General features: G+C 74.3%; 24 protein-coding genes. 18 read left to right on the forward strand and 6 right to left on the reverse strand.

Annotated elements, in window-relative coordinates; genetic code table 11:
* Nucleotides 1-85 precede the first annotated feature (85 nt).
* The 3 genes from BKA05_RS01020 to BKA05_RS01030 all read right to left on the reverse strand — a co-directional run bounded on the left by BKA05_RS01020 (nt 86) and on the right by BKA05_RS01030 (nt 3,357).
* A complete protein-coding gene (locus BKA05_RS01020) occupies nt 86-1,276 on the reverse strand; it encodes a DUF5667 domain-containing protein (protein ID WP_179529762.1) in 1,191 nt (396 codons plus the stop codon).
* Between the two features lie 175 nt (nt 1,277-1,451).
* Nucleotides 1,452-2,270 (reverse strand): sigma-70 family RNA polymerase sigma factor, encoded by an 819-nt coding sequence (locus BKA05_RS01025; RefSeq protein ID WP_179529763.1) that lies wholly within the window; start codon nt 2,268-2,270, stop codon nt 1,452-1,454.
* Between the two features lie 208 nt (nt 2,271-2,478).
* Nucleotides 2,479-3,357, reverse strand: coding sequence for an HAD family hydrolase (locus tag BKA05_RS01030; protein WP_343045460.1), 879 nt, complete (start codon nt 3,355-3,357; stop codon nt 2,479-2,481).
* Between the two features lie 64 nt (nt 3,358-3,421).
* Here BKA05_RS01030 and BKA05_RS01035 point away from each other — a divergent pair, with 64 nt between their 5' ends.
* The 7 genes from BKA05_RS01035 (at nt 3,422) to hemB (ending at nt 11,446) form a co-directional block, all read left to right on the forward strand.
* Complete coding sequence (locus BKA05_RS01035; protein ID WP_179529765.1) at nt 3,422-5,170, forward strand: class I adenylate-forming enzyme family protein; 1,749 nt, start codon at nt 3,422-3,424, stop codon at nt 5,168-5,170.
* Nucleotides 5,167-5,415, forward strand: a complete 249-nt coding sequence (locus tag BKA05_RS01040; RefSeq protein ID WP_179529766.1) for a glutaredoxin family protein — start codon at nt 5,167-5,169, stop codon at nt 5,413-5,415. The genes BKA05_RS01035 and BKA05_RS01040 overlap by 4 nt, the downstream gene beginning before the upstream one ends.
* A gap of 251 nt (nt 5,416-5,666) precedes the next feature.
* The gene (locus BKA05_RS01045; protein WP_179529767.1) at nt 5,667-6,410 is read left to right on the forward strand and encodes a redox-sensing transcriptional repressor Rex; all 744 of its coding nucleotides are present in this window, start codon (nt 5,667-5,669) and stop codon (nt 6,408-6,410) included.
* A complete protein-coding gene (locus BKA05_RS01050) occupies nt 6,407-7,714 on the forward strand; it encodes a glutamyl-tRNA reductase (RefSeq protein WP_179529768.1) in 1,308 nt (435 codons plus the stop codon). The genes BKA05_RS01045 and BKA05_RS01050 overlap by 4 nt, the downstream gene beginning before the upstream one ends.
* Nucleotides 7,711-8,685 carry a hydroxymethylbilane synthase gene (gene hemC, locus BKA05_RS01055; protein WP_179529769.1) on the forward strand — a complete coding sequence of 325 codons (975 nt, stop codon included), beginning with the start codon at nt 7,711-7,713 and terminating at the stop codon, nt 8,683-8,685. The genes BKA05_RS01050 and hemC overlap by 4 nt, the downstream gene beginning before the upstream one ends.
* The gene (locus BKA05_RS01060; protein ID WP_179529770.1) at nt 8,682-10,331 is read left to right on the forward strand and encodes a bifunctional uroporphyrinogen-III C-methyltransferase/uroporphyrinogen-III synthase; all 1,650 of its coding nucleotides are present in this window, start codon (nt 8,682-8,684) and stop codon (nt 10,329-10,331) included. Before hemC ends, BKA05_RS01060 begins: the two co-directional genes overlap by 4 nt.
* A gap of 110 nt (nt 10,332-10,441) precedes the next feature.
* The gene (gene hemB / locus BKA05_RS01065) at nt 10,442-11,446 is read left to right on the forward strand and encodes a porphobilinogen synthase (RefSeq protein ID WP_343045461.1); all 1,005 of its coding nucleotides are present in this window, start codon (nt 10,442-10,444) and stop codon (nt 11,444-11,446) included.
* Between the two features lie 622 nt (nt 11,447-12,068).
* Here hemB and BKA05_RS01070 read toward each other — a convergent pair.
* Complete coding sequence (locus BKA05_RS01070; RefSeq protein ID WP_343045462.1) at nt 12,069-13,166, reverse strand: lytic transglycosylase domain-containing protein; 1,098 nt, start codon at nt 13,164-13,166, stop codon at nt 12,069-12,071.
* A gap of 349 nt (nt 13,167-13,515) precedes the next feature.
* Here BKA05_RS01070 and hemL point away from each other — a divergent pair, with 349 nt between their 5' ends.
* From hemL to BKA05_RS01105, 7 genes are all read left to right on the forward strand, one after another.
* Complete coding sequence (gene hemL, locus BKA05_RS01075; protein WP_415836793.1) at nt 13,516-14,859, forward strand: glutamate-1-semialdehyde 2,1-aminomutase; 1,344 nt, start codon at nt 13,516-13,518, stop codon at nt 14,857-14,859.
* Entirely contained in the window at nt 14,856-15,530 is a 675-nt protein-coding gene (locus BKA05_RS01080; RefSeq protein ID WP_179529772.1) for a histidine phosphatase family protein, read from the forward strand. The genes hemL and BKA05_RS01080 overlap by 4 nt, the downstream gene beginning before the upstream one ends.
* A gap of 1 nt (nt 15,531) precedes the next feature.
* Nucleotides 15,532-16,173, forward strand: coding sequence for a TlpA family protein disulfide reductase (locus tag BKA05_RS01085; protein WP_179529773.1), 642 nt, complete (start codon nt 15,532-15,534; stop codon nt 16,171-16,173).
* Nucleotides 16,166-16,933: a cytochrome c biogenesis CcdA family protein gene (locus BKA05_RS01090; RefSeq protein WP_179529774.1), complete on the forward strand. Its 768-nt coding sequence runs from the start codon at nt 16,166-16,168 to the stop codon at nt 16,931-16,933. The genes BKA05_RS01085 and BKA05_RS01090 overlap by 8 nt, the downstream gene beginning before the upstream one ends.
* Nucleotides 16,930-18,543 carry a cytochrome c biogenesis protein ResB gene (gene resB, locus BKA05_RS01095; protein WP_343045463.1) on the forward strand — a complete coding sequence of 538 codons (1,614 nt, stop codon included), beginning with the start codon at nt 16,930-16,932 and terminating at the stop codon, nt 18,541-18,543. Before BKA05_RS01090 ends, resB begins: the two co-directional genes overlap by 4 nt.
* Complete coding sequence (gene ccsB / locus BKA05_RS01100; RefSeq protein WP_179529775.1) at nt 18,540-19,547, forward strand: c-type cytochrome biogenesis protein CcsB; 1,008 nt, start codon at nt 18,540-18,542, stop codon at nt 19,545-19,547. Before resB ends, ccsB begins: the two co-directional genes overlap by 4 nt.
* A gap of 170 nt (nt 19,548-19,717) precedes the next feature.
* Nucleotides 19,718-20,758, forward strand: a complete 1,041-nt coding sequence (locus tag BKA05_RS01105) for a sensor histidine kinase (protein WP_179529776.1) — start codon at nt 19,718-19,720, stop codon at nt 20,756-20,758.
* Between the two features lie 44 nt (nt 20,759-20,802).
* On the opposite strand, the gene BKA05_RS01110 is transcribed toward BKA05_RS01105, so the two are convergent.
* Nucleotides 20,803-21,015 carry a hypothetical protein gene (locus BKA05_RS01110; protein WP_179529777.1) on the reverse strand — a complete coding sequence of 71 codons (213 nt, stop codon included), beginning with the start codon at nt 21,013-21,015 and terminating at the stop codon, nt 20,803-20,805.
* Nucleotides 21,016-21,060: 45 nt separating this feature from the next.
* On the opposite strand from BKA05_RS01110, the gene BKA05_RS01115 reads away from it, so the two are divergent.
* Nucleotides 21,061-21,321, forward strand: a complete 261-nt coding sequence (locus BKA05_RS01115; protein WP_179529778.1) for a DUF4229 domain-containing protein — start codon at nt 21,061-21,063, stop codon at nt 21,319-21,321.
* Nucleotides 21,322-21,336: 15 nt separating this feature from the next.
* On the opposite strand, the gene BKA05_RS01120 is transcribed toward BKA05_RS01115, so the two are convergent.
* Nucleotides 21,337-22,209, reverse strand: coding sequence for a 1,4-dihydroxy-2-naphthoate polyprenyltransferase (locus BKA05_RS01120; RefSeq protein WP_179529779.1), 873 nt, complete (start codon nt 22,207-22,209; stop codon nt 21,337-21,339).
* A gap of 111 nt (nt 22,210-22,320) precedes the next feature.
* Between BKA05_RS01120 and BKA05_RS01125 the strand changes: the two genes are divergently transcribed.
* From BKA05_RS01125 to menD, 3 genes are read left to right on the forward strand one after another with little or no spacing between them, the layout of a single operon-like run.
* Nucleotides 22,321-23,391 (forward strand): AMP-binding protein, encoded by a 1,071-nt coding sequence (locus BKA05_RS01125; protein ID WP_179529780.1) that lies wholly within the window; start codon nt 22,321-22,323, stop codon nt 23,389-23,391.
* Entirely contained in the window at nt 23,388-24,344 is a 957-nt protein-coding gene (locus BKA05_RS01130; protein ID WP_179529781.1) for an o-succinylbenzoate synthase, read from the forward strand. Before BKA05_RS01125 ends, BKA05_RS01130 begins: the two co-directional genes overlap by 4 nt.
* Entirely contained in the window at nt 24,341-25,933 is a 1,593-nt protein-coding gene (gene menD, locus BKA05_RS01135) for a thiamine pyrophosphate-binding protein (protein ID WP_179529782.1), read from the forward strand. Before BKA05_RS01130 ends, menD begins: the two co-directional genes overlap by 4 nt.
* The last annotated feature ends 5 nt before the right edge of the window (nt 25,934-25,938 follow it).

Consider the following 25,938-nt stretch of genomic DNA (forward strand, 5'->3'; position numbering starts at 1 on the left):
AAGCGCGCGACGGTTCGCCCGTCGAGGTGCGAGGAGCGTCTGCGACGTCACCCTCCCGACCAGCAGGCCGGGGCGGGCGCAGCCCCTACTGCTTCTTCTTGCCGTCGGGGTTGAGCAGGTCGTCGACCAGCTCGAGCACCGGGTCGGTGATGCCGGTGATGGGGTTCTCGGTGCCCGGGCCGGAGGCGGGGGTGCCGGTGTCGCCACCGGTGCCGCCGAGCAGGGTGCCGTCACCGAGGCCGCCGAGCGGCTCGTCGTCCTTGCCGTCGTCCTTGCCGCCACCGGTGGAACCGGAGGGGGGCTGGAGGATGGTCGGGCTGCCGGGCGTCGCGGAGGGCGGCGGGTCGGCCTGCGGACGCGGACCGGAGCCCCCCTTGGCGGGCGCCGCGGGGCTGGTGGCCGCCGGTGCGTCGGCCACCGGGGTGGTCGAGGTCGGGTTGAGCAGGGTGCCGACGACGTCCTCGGCCGCCTGGACCAGGAAGCGCGGGATCCGGCTGATCTGCTCGCCGGTGCAGGTGGGGCACAGCGAGACGGTGGTCTGGGCGATCTGGGCCAGCAGCTCGCCGGCGGTGACCAGCGCCTGCTGTGCGGCCGCCGGGAGGATCGCGGAGAGCTCCTCGAGCGTGGCGAGGCTCTGCGCGGTGAAGTCCTGGAGCTCCACGATCGAGGTCTCGGTGCCGGTCTCGGCGTAGTCGGCCAGCAGCAGGTCGGAGGCCTCGGTCGCCTGCTGGGCGAACGCCTCGAGGGTGTCCTCGATGGCCGCGAGGTCCTGGCCCTGCTCGGAGCGGGTCAGCTGGTCGATCTCGGCGAGACGGCCGCGGGCGTTGGCCAGCAGCGAGGAGCCCTTCGACGCGTCGTCGACGCGCACGCCGGTCTGGGCGTTCTCCAGGGCCCGCTTGAGCGGGTAGAGCACGTCGCCGGGCAGGGCGGTCTGCGCGGCCACGGCCATCGACGTGGTGGCGCCGAGGATGGCGACGCCGCCGACCGCGATGGCCAGCCGCCGCTCGCGCGGGGTACGACGCTGGGTGACCGTGAGCCTGTCGGCCGGCGTGGGCGAGACCTGCACGAGCTCCTCGGCCGCTGCGGTCATCAGGCGCGAGCGCAGGTCCGCGACGAACTCGGGGCGGGCCTCGGGGGCCGGCGCGGTGCGCAGGGTCCCGACGACCTCGAGGAGCTCGGCGAAGCGCGCGTCCTCGACCCGCTGGCCCGAGGCGGCGGCCTCGACCAGGGAGTCGAACTCGTCGGCGCGTCGTCGCGCCGAGAACACGGGGCTCATCGCTGCTGTCCTGTCGTCGTGTCGGAGATCGGGTGGTCGGAGCCGTGGTGGCCCGACACCTGCCTCAACGACCGGTCGACGGGGCGGGTTACGGGGTGTGATGCACGATTCATCCACCGTTCAGGAACGGCTCGGTAACAGCCGTGGCCGGTGGTGACGGTCCGGCGCGGGGCGCTCATCGCAGACCCTCGGGCATCAGCTTGGCCAGGTTGCGCACCCCGCGCAGCTGCAGCTGCTTGACCGCGCCGTCGGAGCGGCCGAGCACCGCGGCGGTCTCGGCGATGCTCATGCCCTGCAGGAAGCGCATGACCAGGCAGTCGCGCTGCTCGTCGGGCAGCTCGGTGAGCGCCTTGAGCAGGATCTCGTTGGTGAGGCCGGCGAGCACCGTGGACTCGGGGCCCTCGGTGGCGTCGTCGTGCTGGCCCATGTCCTCGGTGGTCATCTCGAGGCGGGTGCGGCCGGCCTTGAAGTGGTCGGTGGCGAGGTTGCGGGCGATGGTCATCAGCCAGGCGCCGAAGTCCTTGCCCTGCCAGCGGAAGTTCTGCATCGAGCGCAGCGCCCGGAAGAAGGTCTCCGAGGTGAGGTCCTCGGCCAGCGCGCTGGAGCGGGTCCGGTAGAAGAGGAACCGGTAGACCGAGGGCTGGTAGTGGTCGTAGAGCAGGCCGAAGGCGTCGGAGTCGCCGGTGCGGGCCAGCTCGACCAGCGCGATCAGCCGCTGGCGGTCGGCAGCGTCGTCCTCCGACGACGCGGCGAGGTCGGAGTCGCCGTACCCGCCGCCGTCGGTGCCGACGCTGGTGCGGGCGTCGTCGTCGGCGACGGCCTCGGCCAGCAGGCCGAGGAACCGGCGTGCGGTGGTGTCGTGCGGGACGGGGCCGCCCCCGGCGAACGCCGGGACGGGGCCGGCCGAGCCGGAGAGCGGGTCGACGAGGGCGTGGGCGACCAGGGAGCGCAGGGCGTCGAGCCCGCGCACGACCTGCTCGGCGTGCAACGCCATTGGTGAACCCTCCCGTTGTGCTCCCCCCATGAAGCCCGACGAGCGTACGACGTCCGCGCGGCGCGTGGAACACGTTCCGCGAAAACGTCACAGGTGTGCACCGAGCCTTCGCCTGCCGGCCTGCCTCCGGTCCAGACCAGTGCCGGGGGCCGTGATCGCGCCGTGACCCGGCCGTGACCGGCCAGGGGGGCGGGGGCGGTCAGGGGGCTCAGCGCCGCCGGCGCAGCGCGACCCCGGCGGCCACCGTGCCGCTGACCGCCCCCGCGGCCGCGCCGACGACCAGGCCGGCCCGGGCGGCCTTGCGCCCGGTGCGGTAGTCGCGCACCCGCCAGCCCTGCTCCTTGGCGTGGTGCCGCAGCCGGCCGTCGGGGTTGATCGCGACCGGGTCGCCGACCAGGGAGAGCATCGGCAGGTCGTTGTAGGAGTCGGAGTACGCCGAGCAGCGGGTCAGGTCGAGGCCCTCGCGGGCCGCGAGCGCCTTGATGGCCTCCGCCTTCGCGGGCCCGTGCAGCATGTCGCCGACCAGTCGGCCGGTGTACACGCCGTCCTGGTGCTCGGCGACGGTGCCCATGGCCCCGGTCAGCCCCAGGCGCCTGGCGATGATCTGGGCGATCTCGATCGGGGCGGCGGTGACCAGCCAGACGCGTTGGCCCTGGTCGAGGTGGAGCTGCGCCTGGGCGCGGGTGCCCGGCCAGATGCGGTGCGCCATGCCCTCGTCGAAGATCTCCTCGCCGAGCTCCTCGAGCTCGGCGACGGTGTGGCCGGCGATGAAGCCGAGCGCGGAGTTGCGCGCCTCGGCCACGTGCTCGGGGTCCTCCACGCCCACGACCCGGAAGTAGGCCTGCTTCCAGGCCGCGCCCACGATCTCGCGGGTGGTGAAGAACTTGCGGCGGTGCAGGCCGCGCGCGAGGTGGAAGATGCTCGCGCCCTGCATGATCGTGTTGTCGACGTCGAAGAACGCCGCCGACGTCGGGTCCGCCGGGGTGTCGAGCGCCGCCTCCACCTCGGCCGCCGACGCCGCGGCCTCGCCGGCCAGGACGGAGCGCTGGCGCAGGTCGGGAAGGGTGCGACGAGGAGGCGGGGTCACCCGGCCCAGCCTAGGCGCTCGCACCGGCCGCGCGCAGGGGTGGCGCTGTGCCAAGATCGAGTGCATGTCCCAGGACGGAACAGCCGACCGCGCCACGGATCCTGCGGCCCCTGCGAGACCCCCGTTGCCGCCCGACGCCACGGTGGTCGACCTCGTGTCCGCAGCCGCCGCCGAGGACGCCGCCGCCACCGCGCTCGTCCACGGCTCGACCCGGCTGACCTGGGGCGAGCTGGAGGAGGAGGTCTCCCGCGTCGCCCACGGGCTGGTCGCCGCGGGCGTCGTCGCCGGGCACCGGGTCGCCCTCGCGATGGCCAACCGCCCCGAGATGGTGGTCGCCTACCTCGCGGTCCTGCGCGTGCAGGCCGTGGCCGTCCCGCTCAACCCCCGCGCGACCGCCGAGGAGGTCGCGCGGATGCTCGCCGACTCCGGCGCGCGGATGGTCGTCGCCGACGAGGTCGCGGTCGACGTGGTGCGCACGGGCGTCGCGCGCCTGGAGACCGAGCTGTCCGGGGCCACCGACCGGCCCGGCGGGACGCTGCCGGACGAGCTGCTCCAGCGCGCCGTCGTACCCCGCGTCGTCGTGGCCGGGACCACGCTGCGACCCGGCGAGCGCTCCTACGACCACCTGCGCGCCGAGCGGGGCCGTGAGCACCCGCCCCTGGTGGACCCCGAGCGGCTGGCGACGCTGCTCTACACCAGCGGCGCCTCCGGCCGACCGCGGGCGGTGATGCTGAGCCACCGGGCGCTGCTGGCCAACGTCGAGCAGGTCGCGCGGGTCGAGCCGACCATGATCGGCCCCGGCGACGTGGTGCTCGGAGCGCTGCCGCTCTTCCACGTCTACGGCCTCAACGCCGTCCTAGGCGGGGTCCTGCGGCACCGGGCCACCCTGGTGCTGGTCGACGCCTACGACCCCGAGGTCGTGCTCGACCTGGTGGCCGCCGAGCGCGTGAGCGTCCTGCCGATCGCCCCGACGGTCATCGGGCACGTGCTCGGGCGGGAGCGGCTGGCCGAGCGCCTGGCCACGGTGCGGCTGGTCCTCTCCGGCTCCGCGCCGCTGGACCCCGACCAGGTGGTGGCCTTCCACGAGGCGACCGGGATCGCGGTGCACCAGGGCTACGGGCTGACCGAGGCCGCGCCCGTGGTGACCAGCACCCTGGGTGTCCCCGCCGCGCCGGCCGACGGGCAGGAGGTCGTCCACGACGGGGACCCAGCGGAGGGCGCGGGTGAGAGCGGGCTGCCGGCGGGTCAGCCCGATCCCCGCTCGGTCGGCACCGCGCTGCCGGACATCGAGATCCGGCTCGTCGACGACCACGGGCACACCCCCCTGCAGGGCGACCCCGGCCAGGTGAGCATCCGCGGCGCCAACCTCTTCAGCGGCTACTGGCCCGACGGCGACGACGCCCCCGACGAGGACGGGTGGTGGGCCACCGGGGACGTGGGGTTCCTGGCGCCGGACGGGCAGCTCTTCCTGGTCGACCGGGTCAAGGAGCTGGTCATCGTCAGCGGGTTCAGCGTCTACCCCACCGAGATCGAGGACGTCGTGGCCGAGGTGCCCGGCGTGCGCGAGGTCGCGGTCATCGGGGTCCCCGACGACGACACCGGCGAGGCGGTCGTCGCCTACGTCGTGGCGCCCGACCAGGACCCGGCCACGGTCGAGGCCGCGGTGCGGGCGCGCTGCGTCGTACGCCTGGCGCGCTTCAAGCAGCCGCGCCGGGTCGAGGTCGTCGACGCCCTCCCGCACACGGTGACCGGCAAGGTCCGCAAGGGCTCGCTGCGCGCCGCCGAGCGGCGCCGGGACCTGGAGCTGCTGTGAGCGCGGCGCCCCGGGTCCGGCTCTACTCCCGCCCCGGCTGCCACCTGTGCGACGACGCCCGGGTGGTCATCGCCGCAGTGTGCGCGGAGCTGGGGGAGACCTTCGAGGAGGTCTCGATCGACGAGGACCCCGCCCTGCGCGAGCGCTTCGGGGAGGAGATCCCCGTGACCTTCGTCGACGGGCGCCAGCACGACTTCTGGCGGGTCTCCGCCGACCGCCTCCGCACCGCGCTCACCGCGGGCTGAGCGAGGGTCCGGTCCGTCGGGCCGAGGGCCGGCCCGACGGTGCGTGCGTCCCCTTACACCCTGAGAGGGGTCTCGCGCGACCCGGGCGACGTGGCCTGCGCCACGTGTGCTAGCACCTCTCCTGCTCGTTTTGTTCTCCCGTTCACAAACTCCTACAGTGATCGGGCCGTCGCGGTCGCGAGGGCCGCGCCGGGCCCCGGCCGACCCCCCTTCCGACTCCCACCCGTGACGGCTGGGCTGGAGAGCGAGCAGTGACCGAACGGACCCCCACCGAGGCGGCACGGGACATCCCCGAGGCCACCGTCGCCCGGTTGCCCGTCTACCTGCGGGCACTGACCTCGTTGGCCGAGTCCGGCACCCCCACCTGCTCCAGCGAGGAGCTCGCGAGCGCGGCCGGCGTCAACAGCGCCAAGCTGCGCAAGGACCTCTCCTACCTCGGCAGCTACGGCACCCGCGGGGTCGGCTACGACGTCGAGTACCTCCGCTACCAGATCGCCCGCGAGATCGGCGTGACCCACGACTGGCCCGTCGTCATCGTCGGCATCGGCAACCTCGGCCACGCCCTGGCGAACTTCTCCGGCTTCCGCAGCCGCGGGTTCCGCGTCGTGGCGCTGCTCGACGCCGACCCCGGCCGGCACCGCGAGCAGGTCGCCGGCATCGACGTGCGGCCCTTCAGCGACCTGGCCTCGATCGTCGAGGAGCAGGGCGTGGCCATCGGCGTCATCTCGACCCCGGCCCACGCCGCCCAGGACGTCGCCGACGCGATGGTCGCGGCCGGCATCAGCAGCATCCTCAACTTCGCGCCGCAGGTCCTCGCGGTGCCCGAGGGCGTCGACGTGCGCAAGGTCGACCTCTCCATCGAGCTGCAGATCCTGGCCTACCACCAGCAGCGCAAGTCCTCCTCGGCCGCCGGCCAGGAGCCGGTCGCGCTCGACGGCGTCGGTGACGCCGGGGGACTGGGCGACCTCGACGGCCGAGTGGAGGCGCCGGCATGAGCGTGCTGATCGTGGGCGTGTCCCACAACTCCGCCCCCGTCTCGCTGCTGGAGCGGCTCGCCGCCCCGGGCGCCGACTCGGTGCACAAGCTGGTCGCCGACGCCGCCGGCTGCGCCCACGTGGCCGAGGCGACGGTCATCTCCACCTGCAACCGCCTGGAGATCTACGCCGACGTCGAGCGCTTCCACGGCTCGGTCGAGCAGCTCTCCACCCTGCTGGTCCAGCGCTCCGGCGTCTCCACCGAGGCGCTGCTCCCGCACCTGTACGTCCACTACGACGACGGCGCGGTCGCCCACCTGTTCCAGGTCGCCGCCGGACTCGACTCGATGGCCGTCGGCGAGGGCCAGATCCTGGGCCAGACCCGCGAGGCGCTGCGGGTGGGCCAGGAGCTCGGCACCGTGGGCCCCGCCCTCAACGGGCTGTTCCAGCAGGCGCTGCGCGTGGGCAAGCGCTCGCGCGCCGAGACCGGCATCGACCGGGCCGCCCCCTCGCTGGTGACCGCCGCGCTCGACCGCGCCCGGCCCGTCCTCGGCGACGTCGCCGGCCGCTCCGTCGCCGTGCTCGGCGCCGGGGCGATGGCCGGGCTGGCCACCGCCACGGTCTCGCGCCTGGGCGCCGACGACATCGTCGTCCTCAACCGCACGCCGGAGCGCGCCGCCCGCCTCGCCGCGGAGTACGCCGGCCGCCCGGCGCCCGTGGACTCGCTGGCCTCCGAGCTGGCCGGTGTCGACCTGCTCATCACCTGCACCGGTGCCACCGGCGTCCAGGTCGACGCCGACCTGGTCCGCGCCGCCCGCCCCGACGGGCGCCCGCTGGCGATCATCGACCTCGCGCTGCCACACGACGTCGACCCGGCCGCCGCCGAGCTGCCCGGCGTCACCCTGGTCAACCTCGCCGAGCTCTCCGCCGGACTGCACGAGTCCGAGGCCGGGGTCGAGATCGCCGCCGTCCGCGCGATCGTGACCGAGGAGGTCTCGGCCTTCCTGACCGCGCGCCGCCAGGCCAGCGTCACCCCCACCGTCGTCGCCCTGCGCTCGATGGCCACCTCGGTGGTCGACGCGGAGATGACCCGGCTCGACGGTCGGCTGCCCGACCTCGACCCCATGGTGCGTGCCGAGGTGCTCCACGCCGTGCGCCGCGTCGCCGACAAGCTGCTCCACGAGCCCACCGTGCGCGTGCGGGAGCTGGCCAACGAGACCGGCGCGGTCTCCTACGCCGCCGCGCTGGCCGAGCTGTTCGCGCTCGACCCCGACGCCGTCACCGCGGTCACCAGCCCCACCGTGCCCGAGGAGAAGAGCCGATGAGCGCCCCGACCTCGCGCGCGGTCCGCGTCGGCACCCGACGCTCCCTGCTCGCGACCACCCAGTCCGGCCACGTCGCCGACATGGTCCAGGGGCTGGGCCTGGACACCGAGCTGGTCGAGATCACCACCGACGGGGACCGCAGCCAGGCCGCAGGCACGCCCCTGGTCGGCAGTGCCACGACGGGGGTGTTCGTCAGCGCCCTGCGCGACGCGCTCCTGGCCGGGGAGGTCGACCTCGCGGTGCACTCTCTCAAGGACCTGCCGACCTACCCCTGCGAGGGCGTGACGCTGGTCGTCGTCCCCCCGCGTGAGGACCCCCGCGACGTCGTCGTCGCCCGCGACGGGATGACCCTCGGCGAGCTGCCGGTCGGCTCCCGGGTCGGCACCGGATCGCCGCGGCGCGAGGCCCAGCTGCACGCGCTGGGCCTGGGGCTGGAGGTCGTCCCGATCCGCGGCAACGTCGACACCCGCATCCGCGCCGTGCGCGAGGGCACCGTCGACGCCGTGCTGCTGGCCCGCGCCGGCCTGGCCCGGATCGGGCGGGTCGAGGAGGCCACCGAGGTCCTCGACCCCCTGCAGCTGCTCCCCGCGCCCGGCCAGGGCGCCCTGGCGGTCGAGTGCCGCAGCGACGACACCGACCTGCTCGAGGCGCTCGCCGTCCTCGACGACCCGCGCACCCGCGCGGCCGTCGACGCCGAGCGCGCGGTGCTCGCGACCCTCGAGGGCGGCTGCTCCGCGCCGATCGGGGCGCTCGCGGAGATCGTCGAGGGGGAGGACGAGGAAGAGTTGTGGGTGCGCGCGATCGCGTTGTCACCCGATGGGGCGCTCTCGGTGCGGATGTCCGCCACCGGCTCGCCTGCCGACGCCCACGGCGTCGGTGCCCGTCTGGCGCAGGAGATGCTCGCCGACGGGGCAGGACAGCTGGGCCAGCCAGGTCCGGCCATCGAATCAGGACAGGTGCCACAAGCATGACCCGAGGCAAGACCACCGCTCGAAGCGAAACCCCCACCACCGCCCGCGTCGGCTGGGTGTCGTTCGTGGGCGCCGGCCCCGGCGACCCCGAGCTGCTGACCGTCCGCGCCGTCGAGCTGCTCAAGCAGGCCGAGGTCGTCGTGACCGAGTCACCCGAGCACGCCGAGCTCGTGCGTCGCGTGGTCGGCGTCGACGTCGCCGACGAGACCGCCGGCCCCGAGATCGTGGACGGCGGCTTCGGTGAGGACGGCCAGCCGCTGACCCACGCCGCCCGCGCCAAGGTCGTGGTCAAGCACGCCAAGAAGGGCGGGCGGGTCGTCCGGCTGATGACCGGCGACCCCTTCACCTACGCCTCGGGGCCCGAGGAGGCCCAGGCCTGCGCCAAGGCCTGCATCGGCTTCGAGATCGTCCCCGGCATCTCCTCGGTCGCCGGCGTCCCGGCGTACGCCGGCATCCCGCTGACCAGCAAGGACCACCGCGAGGTCGCCGTGGTGACCTGCGACGGCACCGTCGACTGGAGCCGCTACGCCGACGACCGCACCCTGGTGCTGCTCTCCGGCGTCGGCCAGATCGGCGACATCGCCAAGCAGCTCGTCGCAGCCGGCCGCCCGGCCACCACCCCGGTCGCGGTGACCCGGGTCGGCACCACCACCGAGCAGTCGACGGTCACCTCGACGCTGGCCGACGTCGCCGCCGAGGTCCGCGCCGCCCGGATCGCGCCCCCTGCCGTCATCGTCATCGGCAAGGTCGTCGACCTGCGCCAGACGCTGTCGTGGTTCGAGACCAAGCCGCTGTTCGGCTGGCGGGTGCTGGTGCCGCGCACCAAGGAGCAGGCCGGTGCGCTCTCGGCCAACCTGCGCGGCTACGGCGCCATCCCCGAAGAGGTCCCCACGATCTCCGTCGAGCCGCCGCGCAACCCCCAGCAGATGGACAAGGCCGTCCGCGGCCTGGTCGAGGGCCGCTACGAGTGGATCGCCTTCACCTCGGTCAACGCGGTCAAGGCCGTGCGCGAGAAGTTCGAGGAGTACGGCCTCGACGCCCGGGCCTTCTCCGGCCTCAAGATCGCCGCCGTCGGTGACAAGACCGCCGCCGCGATCGCCGCCTGGGGCCTGCGCGCGGACCTCGTGCCCACCGAGGAGCAGTCGGCCGTCGGCCTGCTCGACGTGTGGCCTGAGTACGACGAGCAGCTCGACCCGATCAACCGGGTCTTCCTGCCGCGTGCCGACATCGCCACCGAGAACCTCGTCGCGGGCCTCATCGACCTCGGCTGGGAGTGCGACGACGTCACGGCCTACCGCACCGTCCGGGCCGCCCCGCCGCCGGCGCCGACCCGCGACGCGATCAAGACCGGCAAGTTCGACGCGGTGGTCTTCACCTCCTCCTCGACCGTGCGCAACCTCGTCGGCATCGCCGGCAAGCCGCACGCCTCGACGGTGATCGCGGTGATCGGCCCCGCGACGGCCAAGACCGCCGAGGAGCACGGCCTGCGGGTCGACGTCATGGCCTCCAAGCCCGACGTCGAGGTGCTCGTCGACGCCCTCGCCGACTTCGGTGCGGCGCGCCGTGCCTCGCTCGTGGAGGCCGGCCAGCCGGTGACCAAGCCGTCGGACCGCAAGACCTCGGCCCGCCGCCGCAAGGCGGAGTGAGGTCCGGGCCCACCGGCCCGCCAGCCAGCGACAGCGGCCGCCACCCCACGCACACGCGGGGTGGCGGCCACTGTCGTGTCCAGGTCACGCGGACCTGACAGGATCGGTCCGTGACCGAGCACCCCGTCCCCGCCCCCGTCGTCCCCCCGCTGGTGCGACCCCGCCGGCTGCGCACCACCCCCGCGCTGCGCCGCATGGTCGCCGAGCAGCAGGTGCAGGCCCGCCAGCTCGTCCTGCCCGTCTTCATCCGCGAGGGCCTCACCGAGCCACGACCGGTCTCCTCGATGCCCGGGGTCGTGCAGCACACCCGCGACTCCCTGCTGGCCGCGGTCTCCGAGGCCGCCGAGCTCGGCCTCGGGGGAGTGATGCTGTTCGGCGTCCCCGAGCACAAGGACGCCACCGGCTCCGGCGCCCTGGACCCCTCCGGGGTCCTCAACCTCGCCATCACCGACGTCGTGGCCGAGGTGGGCGACCAGCTGACCGTGATGAGCGACCTGTGCCTCGACGAGTTCACCGACCACGGCCACTGCGGCGTGCTCACCGCCGATGGTCGCGTGGACAACGACCAGACGCTGGCGGCGTACGCCGACATGGCCCGTGCCCAGGCGCACGCCGGCGTCGACATGGTCGGCCCCAGCGGCATGATGGACGGGCAGGTCCGGGTCATCCGCGATGCCCTGGACGCCTTCGAGCACACCGACGTCGGCATCCTGGCCTACTCCGCGAAGTACGCCTCGGCCTTCTTCGGGCCCTTCCGCGAGGCGGTCGACTCCTCGCTGGTCGGGGACCGGCGCACCTACCAGCAGGACCCCGCCAACGCCCGCGAGGGCGTGCGTGAGGCGCTGCTGGACGTGCAGGAGGGAGCCGACATGGTGATGGTGAAGCCGGCCCTGCCCTACCTCGACGTCGTGCGGCGCGTGCGGGAGGCCGTGGACGTGCCGGTGGCGGCGTACAACGTGTCGGGGGAGTACGCCCAGCTCGAGGCCGCGGCCGAGCGCGGCTGGATCGACCGCGAGGCGGCGATCCTCGAGACCCTCACCTCGATCCACCGCGCCGGCGCCGACGTGATCCTCACCTACTGGGCCTCCGAGGCCGCCCGTCTCCTGACCCGCTGACCGCCGAGCCGGCGCATCAATACGCCGGTTCGACGGGGCTGGTAAGCCGAGCCGGCGCATCCTTCCGCCGGTCGGTGGGGCGGTCGGTGGGGCGGTCGGTGGGGCGGTCGGTGGGGCGGTCGGTGGTGTGTCCGGTCGGTGGTGTGTCCGGTCGGTGGTGGGGCGTCGGGAACGTCCTCCCGCCGCGGCGCACCCCCGGCGGAGGGGAACCACCCCCTCCGCTCCTTCGTCGCTCCAGGGGGGCCAGGCCCATCCACCCTCCGCCGGGGGTGCGCCGCCGCGTCCGGCCGTCCCCGTCGCCCGCGCGGCGCCTGTCTTGCGCCGAGCCGGCGTATCAATACGCCGGTTCGACCGACTGCGCTCGCCGAGCCGGCGTATCAATACGCCGGTTCGACCCGATGTGCCGGCAATGCAACGTGTTGCATCCCCAGGCACCCAGGCACCCAGGCACCCAGGCACCCAGGCACCCAGGCACCCAGGCACCCAGGCACCCAGGCACCCAGGCACCCAGGCACCCAGGCACCCAGGCACCCAGGCACCCAGGCACCCAGGCATCCCCAGACGCACCGAGGGGGCAGGACGTCGAGCGTCCTGCCCCCTCGGGCTGTCTGGTGGGCGGTGGTCAGCCCTTCTTCTTGTCGCCGTTCATGTAGTCCTCGACGCACTGGTCGAACGGGTCGTCGTTCTTGAGGATGTTGTCGATGTAGCCGTCCAAGGTGCACTGCAGGACGGCCTGGGCGTAGCTCAGGGTCTCGTCGACCACGGTGACGCCGGTGGTGGGCAGCGTGGGCAGGGTGACGGTGGGGGCGCCGGGGATGCCGAGGCCGCCCTTGGGCTTGTCGTCGTCCTTGGTGCCGCCGTCGCCGCCGCCGGTGGAGGGCTGGGGCTGGGCCGGCTGCTGGCTGGGCTGCGGGGCCGGCGCCACGGCGTTGTTGCCGCCCTTGTCGGGCTTGGCGGTCTTGACCGGGGCGGGGGTGTACTTCGGGTCGGGGCTGATCGCGGCGGCCGCGGACACCGAGGTCGGGATCGAGGTGTAGTCACCCGAGGCGTAGGCGTCCATGACCTGCAGGACCAGGTCGACGTAGGCCCAGGAGTGGTTGTAGCGGTAGACCGCCTTCTCCTGGCCGGTGGTGGTGGAGAGGTCGTCGCCGCCGGAGCAGAGGTAGACCGCGGTGGCCAGGGCGGCGTCGTCGATGTCCTGGGGGTTGCGCTGGGCGTCGCCGTCGGCGTCCACACCCACGACCGACCAGGTCGAGGGGATGAACTGCATCGGGCCGACCGCGCGGTCCCAGCGGGAGTCGTTGTCGAGCTGGCCGCCGTCGGTGTCGGAGATCGCGGCGGTGCCCTTGGTGCCGTTGAGCGGGAGGCCGTAGATGCCGGGGGTGGCGATGCCCTCGTTGTCGAGCACCGAGCCGCCGAAGCGGCCGTGGTTGGACTCCACGCGCCCGATGGCCGCGACGAGCTGCCAGGTCAGGTTGCAGGTCTCGTCGGCGGCGTTGATGACGGTCTCGGCGCGCTGGTAGGCGGCGAGCGCGGCGGCGGGAATGCCGGAGGTCGAGGAGGTGGCGACGACCTGGGTGGGGTTCTTGTCGCCGATGCCGGCGGCCAGGGCGCCGGTGGAGACCGAGGCCGGGGCCTCGATGGCCTCGGAGGGCACCGAGGTGCCGTCGGGCAGCGCAGCGGCCGGGATCTCGTCGGTGCCGGAGGCGACCGTGCTCACGGCGGGTGCCGAGACCAGGCTCGCGGTCCATGCTGCCGACACGAGCGCGAGGGGCACCAGGGCTGTGCCCCGCTGCCAGCGTCCGGATCGGTGTCCTGCCATGGTGTGTCTCCCAGTGTCTTCGTGCGTGTGTCGCGCTCCCTCAAGCACGTGACCGACCTAACGAATGGTGTCACGGTTGGGTTACGCGTGTCCTGGATGTCTGTTACCCGGACGACGAGCCTCCCCCGGGGGTATGACGCTGAAACGGCGGGCGATCCGGCCGGCCGCGCCGTGGTCTGGACCACGTGCCCCGTCGCGCCACCCCACCCCGGCGGCGGCGGTTGGCCGCCTCGGGGACAATGACGAGGTGAGCACCACGCCGGAGACCGACGAGCGGCTCGACGCCGGACCCCACTCGCGCGCGCTGATGCAGCGCGCGCACGCCGTGACCCCGGGAGGCGTCAACTCCCCGGTGCGGGCGTTCAACGCCGTCGGCGGCAGCCCCCGGTTCATCCGGTCCGCGCAGGGGCCGTGGCTGACCGACGTCGACGGCAAGCGGTACGTCGACCTGATCTGCTCCTGGGGCCCGATGCTGCTCGGGCACGCGCACCCCGAGGTGCAGGCCGCCGTCCAGGCCGCGGTCGCCCGCGGCACGTCGTACGGCACGCCCACCGAGCCCGAGGTCGAGCTCGCCGAGGAGATCGTCGCCCGCACCCCGGTGGAGAAGGTCCGCTTCGTCTCCTCCGGCACCGAGGCGACCATGTCGGCGATCCGACTGGCCCGCGGCTTCACCGGCCGCGACGTGGTGGTGAAGTTCGCCGGCTGCTACCACGGCCACGTGGACGCCCTGCTGGCCTCGGCCGGGTCGGGCCTGGTGACCTTCGCGCTGCCCGGCACCCCGGGCGTCCCGGCGTCCTCGACCGAGCTGACGCTGGTGCTGCCCTACAACGACCGCGCCGCGGTCGAGGCCGTCTTCGCCGAGCACGGCGACCGGATCGCCTGCCTGGTCACCGAGGCCGCCCCCGGCAACATGGGCGTCGTCCCGCCGGAGCCCGGCTTCAACGCCTTCCTCGCCGAGACCTGCGCGAAGCACGGCGCGCTGTTCGTCTCCGACGAGGTGATGACCGGTTTCCGCGTCACCCGCGAGGGTCAGTGGGGCCTGGACGGGAAGGTCGAGGGGTGGCGCCCGGACCTGGTCACCTTCGGCAAGGTGATGGGCGGTGGCTTCCCCGCGGCGGCTTTCGGGGGCCGTGCCGACGTGATGGGCCACCTGGCGCCGGAGGGACCGGTCTACCAGGCCGGCACCCTCTCGGGGAACCCGATCGCCACCACGGCCGGGCTCACCACGCTGCGGCTGGCGACCCAGGAGGTCTACGACCACATCGGCGGCGCCGCCGACGTGCTCAAGCAGGCGGCCTCCGAGGCGCTGTCCGCCGCCGGGGTCGCCCACACGGTGCAGTCGACCGGGACGATGTTCTCGGTGTTCCTCTGCGACGGCCCGGTGCGCGACTTCAACGACGCCTCGCGCACCGACGCCGCGGCGTACGCCGCCTTCTTCCACTCGATGCTCGACGCGGGCGTCTACCTCCCGCCGTCGGCCTACGAGGCGTGGTTCCTCTCCTCGGCGCACGACGACGAGGCCGTCCAGACGGTGCTCGACGCGCTGCCGGCCGCGGCCCGTGCGGCCGCCGCCGCGGGGGGTGCGGCATGAGCACGCAGACGATCGTCCACCTGCTGCGCCACGGCGAGGTCCACAACCCCCAGGGCGTGCTGTACGGGCGTCGCGACGGGTTCCACCTCTCCGACCTGGGCCGCACGATGGCCCAGCGGGTCGCCGACACCATCAGCGACCGCGACATCGTCCACCTCGTCGCCTCCCCGCTCGACCGCACCCGCGAGACCATCGCGCCGCTGGCGGCCGCCCGGGAGCTCGAGGTGCACCCCGACCCGCGGGTGATCGAGTCGACCAACGTCTTCGAGGGCGAGACCTTCGGCGGCAAGCGCAACGTGCTGACGCGCCCGTCCTCGTGGCGCCACCTGTGGAACCCGTTCAAGCCGTCCTGGGGCGAGCCCTACCAGCAGGTCGTCGCACGGATGACCGAGGCGGTCCACGACGCACGCCGGGCCGCCGAGGGCCACGAGGCCGTCATCGTGTCCCACCAGCTGCCGATCTGGATCACGCGGCTCTCCCTGGAGGGCCGCTCCTTCCTCCACGACCCGCGCAAGCGCCAGTGCACGCTGTGCTCGCTCACCTCCCTGCACTTCAGCGGCGACCGGCTCACGGCCATCGCCTACTCCGAGCCGGCCGGCGACCTGATCCCCGCCGGAGACAAGGCTGCCCCGTTCTCCGCCGGCGGTGCCCCCGAGGAGCGCCGTCCCTGACATGCCCGCCTCCCTCCGGGCGCCCCGCGCCCTGCGGCTGCTGCCCGCCCTGCTGCTCCCCACGGTGCTGCTGTCCGGGCTGCTCGCCGGCTGCTCTGACCTGACCGGCACCGGGGACCTCGACTACGTCCCCGGCAACGGCGGCGTCGTCGAGTTCGCGCAGGAGGACCGGCAGCCGCCCGTCGAGCTGTCCGGGGAGACGACGACGGGGGAGGACTACACGTTCTCCCCGGGCACGGTCACGGTCGTCAACGTGTGGTGGAGCGGCTGCGGGCCCTGCATCAAGGAGATGCCGATGCTCACCGAGCTCGCCGCGGCGTACGACGGTGACGTGGACTTCCTCGGCATCAACATCCGCGACACCAGCGCCGCCAACGCCCGCTCCTTCGAGCGCGACCGCGGCGTGGAGTACCCCTCGATCTACGCCCCCGACGGTGACGCGCTGCTGGCCTTCACCGGCCGCACCTCGCCGCGCTCGACGCCCACGACCCTCGTGCTCGACGAGGACGGCGTGGTCGTCTCGCTGGTCAACGGCGAGATCCCCAGCCGCACCACCCTGACCGACCTCGTCGAGGACGCGGGCGGCCCGCCGGCCCCCGCGCCGGTTCCGTCGGCGCCCGACGAGGAGGTCGCCGATGGGTGACTGGCTCGAGGCGACCACGCTCTCCGGCTCGCTGGTGCTCGCCGTCCCCGTGGCGGTCCTGGCGGGACTGGTCTCCTTCTTCTCCCCGTGCGTGCTGCCGCTGCTGCCCGGCTACCTCTCCTACGCCACCGGGCTCTCGGGCGCCGACATCGCCGCCGGTGACGTGCGCCGCGGCCGGATGGTCGCCGGTTCGGTGCTCTTCGTCCTCGGGTTCACCGTCGTGTTCGTGATCCTCGGGGCGGCCGTGGGTGGGATGCGCACCTGGCTGCTGGTCAACAAGCAGGCCCTCGACGTCGGGCTGGGCATCTTCTCCATCGTGCTCGGGCTGGCCTTCATGGGTCTCTTCGCGCGCGCGGTGCCGTGGCTGCAGCGCGACCTGCGGGTGCACAAGGTGCCCGCCGTGGGCCTGGCCGCCGCGCCCGTCCTGGGCTTCCTGTTCGGTCTCGGCTGGACGCCCTGCATCGGCCCGACGCTCGGGGTGATCCTCGGGCTCGGCTACGACGAGGGCACCGCCGGCCGCGCCGCGCTGCTGCTCGGCTTCTACTCCCTGGGCCTCGGTGTCCCGTTCGTGCTGGCCGGGCTGGCGTGGCGGCGGGCGCTCACCGCGGTGGCCTGGGTGCGCCGCCACCAGCAGTGGGTCACCCGCGCCGGCGGCGGCATGCTGGTGCTGGTCGGCGTCCTGCTGGTCACCGGCCTGTGGGACCAGGCGGTCACGTGGATCCAGATCCAGCTGGTCAGCGACTTCGAGGTGGCGGTGTGAGCGAGCAGCCCACCCCGCGCTCCTCCCGGCGCCCCGGCGAGCTGACCGCGCGCGAGCTCGGTCGCTACGTGTGGCGACAGCTCACCTCCATGCGCACCGCGCTGGTGCTGCTCCTGCTGCTCGCGCTCGCGGCCGTGCCGGGCTCGGTCATCCCCCAGGAGAGCGTCGACTCCTTCGGCGCGCGCCAGTGGAAGGACCAGCACGAGTCCCTCACACCGATCTACGAGCGGCTCGGCCTCTTCGACGTCTACGGATCGGTCTGGTTCGCCGCCGTCTACGTGCTGCTCATGGTCAGCCTCATCGGCTGCATCCTGCCGCGCACCAGCCACTACTGGCGCGCCGCCCGCGCGGTCCCGCCCCGGGCCCCGCGTCACCTCACCCGGCTCCCCGACCATGCGGCGTACGACGTCGAGGCCGGCCCCGAGCAGGTGCTCGAGGTCGCGCGGGCCGAGCTGCGCCGCCGCCGCTACCGGCTGCGACCGGCTCCTGCCGACGCCGCGGGCCCCGACGCCGAGCGCGAGGCCGGCACCGTCGCCGCCGAGCGCGGCTACCTCCGCGAGGCCGGCAACCTGCTCTTCCACCTGTCGGTGATCGTGGTGCTGGTGGGCTTCGCGATGGGCGGGATGTTCGGCTACAAGGGCGGCGTCATCGTCGTCCAGGGCGCGGGCTTCTCCAACAACCTCACGCAGTACGACGACTTCGTCCCCGGCTCGTTCTTCTCCGCCGACGAGCTCGAGCCGTTCTCCTTCGACGTCGACTCCTTCGACGTGGAGTGGCTGAGCGAGGGCGCCGGCCAGGGCATGGCGCGCGCCTTCGAGGCCGGCCTGACCTACCGCACCGCGCCCGGCGAGCCCGAGCAGACCTACGACCTGCGGGTCAACCACCCGCTGCGGATCGGCGACAGCGAGGTGTTCCTCGTCGGCCACGGCTACGCGCCGGTGGTGACCGTGCGCGGCGGTGACGGCGAGGTCGCCTACTCCGGTCCCACGGTCTTCCTGCCCCAGGACGCCACGTTCTTCTCCTTCGGTGTGGTCAAGGCGCTCGCGGCCGAGCCCGAGGCGATCGGCCTCGAGGGCTTCTTCTACCCGTTCTTCGCCAGCATCGAGGGCGACCCGTTCAACGTCATGGGCGACGCCCGCAACCCGGTGGTCTCGATGAACGTCTACGTCGGCGACCTCGGTCTCGAGGACGGTGAGTCCCAGTCGGTCTACATCCTCGACAAGGAGGACGCGACCCAGCTGGAGAACGACGAGGGCCGCCCGCTGCGGCTCGACCTGGCCGTCGGCGACACCGCCGAGCTGCCCGACGGGCTCGGCTCGGTGACCTTCGAGGGGGTCGAGCCGTGGGTGCGCGTGCAGGTCAGCCAGACCCCGGGCAAGCGGATCGCCCTGGGCGGCGTCGTGCTCGCCCTGATCGGGCTGTGCGGGTCGCTGTTCATCCGCCCGCGGCGCGTGTGGCTTCGCGTCGTACCCCATGAGGACGGTGAGGGCTCGTACGTCGAGCTCGCCGCCCTTGACCGCTCCGGTGGCGGGGACACCGCCGTCGTCGTCGACGACCTGCGCCTGGCTATCGTGGAGGCGCTCGACCGTGCACAGGAGGACACCCGATGAGTCAGACCGCCTGGGAGGCGCTCTCCAACCAGGCCGTGGCGGCCGCGGGGGTGGTCTACTTCCTCGCCCTGCTCTCGCACCTGGCGGAGTGGGCGCTGCTGCGCTCGGTGCCGGCCGGCAGCCAGCGGGGCCAGATGACCGCTCGCGAGACGGTCAGCGTCGGGGCCGGCGCCCCGCCGGCCCCCGAGCCGGAGGTCGACGCGCGCACCACCGAGCGCGTCGAGATGGCCGGACGCCTCGGGCTGCTGCTCACCTGCCTGGCCGTGGCCGTCCACCTGGTCGCCCTGGTCGGACGCGGGATGGCCGCCGAGCCGCACCGCGTGCCCTGGGGCAACATGTACGAGTTCACGCTGTCGGGGACCTTCGTCGTCGCCGCGCTCTACCTGCTGCTGCGCCGCCGCTTCGGCCTGGCCTGGATGGCGCCCATCGTCGTCACCGTCGTCCTGACCCTGCTGATGGTGGCCGTGATCTGGCTCTACCAGCCGGTCGGGCCGCTGCGGGAGGCGCTGAACTCCTACTGGCTGGTCATCCACGTCGTCTCCGCCATCATCGCCACCGGTGCCTTCACCCTCGGTGGGATCGCCTCCGCGCTGTTCCTGCTCAAGGAGCGCGCCGAGCGGCGCGGCACGGTCGGGGGCTACCTCGGTCGCGTCCCGAGCCCCGCGGCCCTGGACCGGGTGTCCTACCGGATGCACGCCTTCGGCTTCCCGGTGTGGACCTTCGCGGTGCTGATCACCGGGCCGATCTGGGCGCACGAGGCCTGGGCGTCGTACTGGTCCTGGGACCCCAAGGAGGTCTGGGCCTTCATCACCTGGGTCGTCTACGCCGCCTACCTGCACGCCCGCGCCACCGCCGGCTGGAAGGGCCGCAACGCCGCGCTGCTCGCGCTGCTGGGGATGGCGACGCTGTGGTTCAACTTCATCGGGATCAACTACTTCTCGACCTCCTCGATGCACTCCTACGCCGACGCCCCCGCGGTGTCCCCGCTCCACCCCGGCTCCTAGGCGCCGCCCCACCCCCGCCGAGCCGGCGTATCAATACGCCGGTTCGACGTCTCCGTCCGCCGAGCCGGCGTATCAATACGCCGGCTCGACCCCGACCAGACCAGCACCGGGATTGCTACAGCCGGGCGCCGGGCGGCCGACAGGACGGGGTGAGGAGGACCGCGCCCGTCATGTCCCAGCACGCCCACGCCCCCCACGCCGCCCTGCACGCCGGCCCCACCGCCGGCCCGGTGCCGCCGGTCGACCAGCCGCTCGACGCGCTGCTCGACGGGCTGGTCGTCGTGTCCGCGACCGGGCTGGTGCTTCAGGCCAACCGGGCCGCGCGGGAGTCCTACGGCCTGCACCCCTTCCGCAGCCTCCCGGGTGTGCTGGCGCACCGGTGGTTGCAGGCCCAGGCGGCGTCGTACGGCGAACGACAGGCCGGTGACGTGGCCCTGCCCGGGCCAGCGGGGGAGGTCGTGGTGTCGGTGACCGCGACCCGGCTGGCCGACGCCGGACGCACGGTGCTGGTGCTGCGCGACGTCACCGACGAGCGCGAGCAGGTCGATGCGCTGTCCGCGTTCGCGGGGGTGGTCGCGCACGACCTGCGCGGGCCGATCGCGGCGATGGTCGGCTGGTCCGAGACCGCCCTGGACCGCCTGCTCGAGGGGCCCGTCGCGGACCCCGTCGAGGTGGCCGCCCTGGTCTCGCGGCTCCACCACGGTGCCCAGCGGCTGGACCGGATGGTGGCCAACCTGCTGCTGCACGCCACCTGCCGGGACCGCACGCTGCACGCGGCCCCGGTCGACCTCGAGGCCGTGGTGGAGGAGGTCGCCGACGCCCGCGACGTACGCCGCTGGGTCGAGCTGCGCGAGGTCCCGAAGGTCAACGGGGACGCCCCGATGCTCCAGCACCTCATGGACAACCTCGTGGGCAACGCGGTGAAGTTCGTGGCCGCGGGCGTCGAGCCGCACGTGGTGGTCGGCGGGGTCCTGGAGGGCCCCGACGTCACGGTGACGGTCACCGACAACGGCATCGGGATCCCGGCGGGGATGCGCGAGCAGGTCTTCCAGCGCTTCGAGCGGGTGCCGGGGACCGGGCTCGGCGGGACCGGGATGGGGCTGTCGATCTGCCGCACGATCGTCCAGCGCCACGGTGGCGCGATCCGCGTCGACGACGGCCCCGACGGGGTCGGGGCGCGGTTCACCGTGCGGCTGCCGGCCGCCGCCTGAGGCGACCACCGCGCCGAGCCGAGAGCGTCACGCCCGGCGGAGGGTCACCGGGTGGGTGAGTCGGGGTCCTCGTCCTCGCCGTGCACCTTGCGGCGGTCGAGGTCGCGCAGGAAGTCCTCGTCGTCGTCGGGCGCGATGGCCCGCGGCTGCGGCTTGGGGGCCGGGCGGGAGGGACGCAGGCTGCCCCGCTGCGCGGCGCGCACGACGAGGTAGATCGCGACCGCGACCAGCGCCACCACCAGCAGGAACTTCAGCACACCTCCACTGTAGGTCGCCGGTGGTGACCGCCTAGGCTGAACGGCGTGAAGGAGTTCCTCGTCTACACCGCGCTGCGCATCCTGCTCTTCCTCGCCGCGCTCGGCGTCGTGCTGGGCCTGTGGGTGCTGGTCGCCGGGGAGGCCAACCTGCTGGCGGGCTTCGTCATCGCGCTGCTGATCAGCGGGGTCGGCTCCTACGTGCTGCTCAACGGCCCCCGCGAGGCGCTGGCCCGCAAGGTCGACGAGCGGGCCCGGGCGGCCACCAGCCGCTTCGAGGAGATGAAGTCCCGGGAGGACGCGGACTGAGCCCGAGGAGTCGGCTCAGGCCAGGAACAGCGGTACGCCGCTGAGCACCGCCCACACCAGCTGGGCGACCCCGGTCGACTGCAGCACCGGCACCAGCGCCGGTCCCGTCGCGCCACCGAGCACGGTCCGCAGCCCCGGCACCGAGGGCGCCAGGAACCCCAGCCCGAGCAGCGCCCACCACGTGGTCGTCGCGGCGAGGGCGACGACGGCGACCCCGGCCGCGGCGACCAGACCGGCGTACAGCGCCCGGGTGCCGCGGTCACCGAGCTTGACCGCCAGCGTGCGCTTGCCGGCCAGGGTGTCGGTGGGGATGTCGCGCAGGTTGTTGACCACGAGGATCGCGCAGGCCAGCGCGCCGATGCCGACGGCGGCCCAGAGCGCGGCCGGCTCCCAGGTGCGGGTCTGGACGTAGGTCGTGCCGACGACGGCGACCAGGCCGAAGAAGACGAAGACCATCACCTCGCCGAGCCCGAGGTAGCCGTAGGGCCTGGAGCCGCCGGTGTAGAACCACGCGGCCAGCACGCAGACCGCGCCCACGGCTAGCAGCCACCACGCGGTGGCGGCGGCCAGCACGAGGCCCGCCACGCCGGCGACGCCGAAGGCCAGGAACGCCGCCCGCTTCACCGCCGCGGCGGGCGCGGCGCCCGAGCCCACCAGCCGCATCGGGCCGACCCGGTCCTCGTCGGTGCCGCGGATGCCGTCGGAGTAGTCGTTGGCGTAGTTGACGCCGACCTGCAGCGCCAGGCTGACCACCAGGGCCAGCGCCGCTCGCCACCACACCGGCTCGTCGACGTACGCCGCCACGGCCGTGCCCGCGAGCACCGGTGAGACCGCGGCCGGGAGGGTGCGGGGCCGGGCGCCGGCCAGCCACTGTCCAGGAGTTGCCACGGGCAGCCATTCAACACGGTGCCGGGCACGGGGCGGCACCGGGCGGCGCCCCCGGACACGGGCACCGGCCGGGCGGCCGCCGTGCCCGGGGGCGGGGCTAGCCTCGTCGGCATGGACCTCCAGGGCAGCGCCGCCGACGCCGTGCGCGCCCTCACCGGGTGGCTGGAGCGTGACGACGAGGAGCCACTGGTCGTGACGACCTCGGGCTCGACGGGGCGGCCGAAGCGGGTGGTGCTCCGCCGTGCCGCCGTGCTGGCCTCGGCGCGCGCGACCCGCGCCCGGCTGGGTGCCGAGGGCGCCTGGCTGCTGACCCTGCCGCCGACCTACGTCGCGGGGGCGCAGGTCGTGTGCCGCTCCTGGCTGGCCGGTCACCGTCCGGTGCTCGCCGAGGACCACCCGACCTTCGCCGAGGCGACCGCCGCGCTGCTGCGCGAGCACCCCGACGTCCACCGGTTCACCTCGCTGGTCCCCACCCAGCTGCACCGGATGCTGGAGGACGGGCGCGACGGCGGGCAGGGGACCTCCGACGACACCTGGGCGCTGCGGACCTTCCACACCGTCCTGCTCGGCGGCGGCCCGGTCGACCCGGCGCTGCGGGCCCGGGCGGAGGCGGCCGGCGTGCACGTCGTCGCGACGTACGGCGCGGCCGAGACCGCCGGTGGCTGCGTCTACGACGGCGTCCCGCTCGACGGCGTCGCGGTCGCCCTGGGGCCCGCGGGCCGGATCCGTCTGGCCGGGCCCACGCTCTTCGACGGGTACGACGGCGATCCCGGGCTCACCGCCGAGGTGCTGGTCGACGGCTGGTTCCACACCTCCGACGCCGGCCGCCTCGACGAGGACGGTCGGCTGCAGGTGCTGGGTCGGGTCGACGACGTCGTGGTGACCGGCGGGGTCAACGTGCCCGGGCCGGCGGTGGCCGCCCGGCTGCGCGAGCACCCGGCGCTGGCGTCCGTGGAGGTGCTCGGCGTCCCCGACGAGGAGTGGGGCCGCCGGCTCGTGGCGTTCGTGGTGCCCCGGGACGCCGGTGCGCCGTCGACCCAGGAGCTGCGCGACTGGGTGGCCGCCGAGCGGCCGCGCTCGTGGGCGCCGCGCCAGGTGGTGGAGGTCCCCGAGATCCCGCTGCTGGCCAACGGCAAGCCGGACCGCGTCGCGCTCGGTCGGCTCGTGGAGGGGGCCCCGTGAGCGTCCGGGTGTGGTCGGTGCCGATGACCACGCGCTTCCGCGGGATCACCGTGCGCGAGGGCGTGCTGCTCGAGGGGCCGGGTGGCTGGGGCGAGTGGAGCCCGTTCCTGGAGTACGACCCCGCCGTCGCCGAGCCCTGGCTGCGCTGCGCCGAGGAGGCCGCGGCGGGGGACTGGCCGACGCCGCTGCGCGACCGGGTGCCCGTCAACGTCACGGTCCCCGCTGTCGGGCCCGAGCGGGCGCACGCGATCGTGTCCGCCTCCGGGTGCCGCACCGCCAAGGTGAAGGTCGCCGAGCCCGGGCAGGCCGAGGGTGAGGACGAGGCCCGGCTGGAGGCGGTCCGCGACGCGCTCGGCCCCGACGGGCTCGTCCGCATCGACGTCAACGGCCTGTGGGACGTCGACACCGCGCTGCGCCGGCTCCCGGCGCTCGCGCGTGCCGCCGGTGGGCTGGAGTACGTCGAGCAGCCGGTCGCGCGGGTCGAGGACCTCGCCGTCGTACGCCGTCGCCAGCACGTGCCCGTCGCGGCCGACGAGTCCATCCGCCGGGCGGCCGACCCCTACCGCGTCCGCGACCTCGAGGCCGCCGACGTGGCGGTGCTCAAGGTCCAGCCGCTCGGCGGTGTCCGCGCCTGCCTGCGGATCGCCGAGGACATCGGTCTGCCGGTGGTGGTGTCCTCCGCGCTGGAGACCTCGGTCGGGATCGCCGCCGGCGTCGCGCTGGCCGCGGCGCTGCCCGAGCTGTCGCACGCCTGCGGGCTGGCCACGGTCTCGCTGCTCACCGACGACCTCGCGGACGAGCCGCTGCTGCCGGTCGACGGCGCCCTGCCGGTCGCCCGCCCCGCCGTCGACCCCGCCGCGCTCGAGCGCCTCCGTGCCGAGCCGGAGCGGGTGGCGCACTGGGAGGCCCGGCTGGCCGAGGTGAGGGCGCTGCGGCAGGATCGCTCGTCGTGACCCCGTCCACCGCCACCGCCCGGGCGGTCGTCACCGCGCTGCTCGAGGCCGGCGTGCGTGAGGTCGTCGTCGCACCCGGCTCGCGCAACGCCCCGCTCTCCTTCGCGCTCTTCGACGCCGCGGCCGCGGGCCGGCTGCGGCTGCACACGCGCATCGACGAGCGCTCGGCCGGCTTCCTGGCGTTGGGGCTGACCAAGGTCGGTGCGCGTGCCGCCGTGGTGTGCACCTCCGGGACCGCGGTCGCCAACCTTCACCCGGCGCTGCTGGAGGCCGCCCACGCGGGCGTCGCGATGGTCGCGGTGACCGCTGACCGGCCCGCCCGGCTGCGTGGCACGGGCGCCAACCAGACCACCGACCAGGTCGGTGTCTTCGGCCCCCTCGTGCCGACCCTCGACCTCGGGCCGGGCGAGCCGGTGCCGGTGTTCCCCGGCTCCGTGCCCACCCACCTCAACGTCCGCCTCGACGACCCGCTGGTGCCCGAGGACCCGTGGGCCGACCTGCCCGACGCGGTCGACCCGCCCCGCGAGCAGCACCCGTGGCGGGGGCGCCACCTCGACCCGATCGACCCCGGCCCGCGCACGGTCGTGGTGGCCGGCGACGACGCCGGTCCGCCCGCGCGAGTGCTCGCCGAGCGAGCGGGCTGGCCGCTGCTGGCCGAGCCCAGCGCCGGGTGCCGCACCGGCCGCACCCCGCTGCGCACCTACCGCCTGCTGCTGGCCTCGTCGCTGGCCGAGCGCGTGGAGCGGGTGGTCGTGATGGGCCACCCCACGCTGTCCCGGCCGGTGCAGGCGCTGCTGGCCCGCCCCGACGTCGAGGTGCTCTCCGCGCCCTCGCCCGGGGTGTGGAACCAGCGCCCCTTCGCCGTCGACCACGAGATCGGCTGGGGTGAGCCGCACCCCGACCAGGCCGCCTGCGACCCGGCCTGGCTCGAGGAGTGGCAGGCCGCCGACCGTGCGGTGGGCGCCCAGCTGGACCGGCTGCTCGCGGCCGAGCCGGACCTGACGCCGCACGAGGTCGCGGGGGCGGTCGCTGCCGCCGTACCGCCCGGGGGGCTGCTGTTCGTCGGCCCCTCCAACCCGGTGCGCGACCTGGACCTGATGATCCGCGGCTGGGCCGTCGGCGACCGGCGCAAGGTCCTGGCCAACCGGGGCCTGGCCGGCATCGACGGCGTGGTGTCGACGGCCGTCGGTGCGGCGCTGGGGCGGCCACACTCCTCCCGGGCGATCGCGCTGGTGGGCGACGTGACCTTCCTGCACGACGCCAACGGCCTGGTGCTCGGGCCGCAGGAGCCGGAGCCGGACCTGACGATCGTGGTCGTCAACGACGACGGCGGCTCGATCTTCGCCACCCTCGAGCAGGGCGACCCCGCCCACGCCGACCGCTTCGACCGGGTCTTCGGCACGCCGCACCACGTCGACCTGGCGTCCCTCTGTGCCGCCACCCGCACCCCGCACTGGCGCGTGGAGTCCCTGCCCGAGCTCGAGCAGGCGCTCGCCTCGCCCAACGGGGGCCTCGAGGTCGTCGAGGTGCGCGTACGCCGCGACAACCGCCGTGACCTCGACGCGCGGATCCGCGGCCTGCGCCCCTGACGACG

The sequence above is a fragment of the Nocardioides marinus genome (genome assembly GCF_013408145.1).
GTDB classification, from domain to species: domain Bacteria; phylum Actinomycetota; class Actinomycetes; order Propionibacteriales; family Nocardioidaceae; genus Nocardioides; species Nocardioides marinus.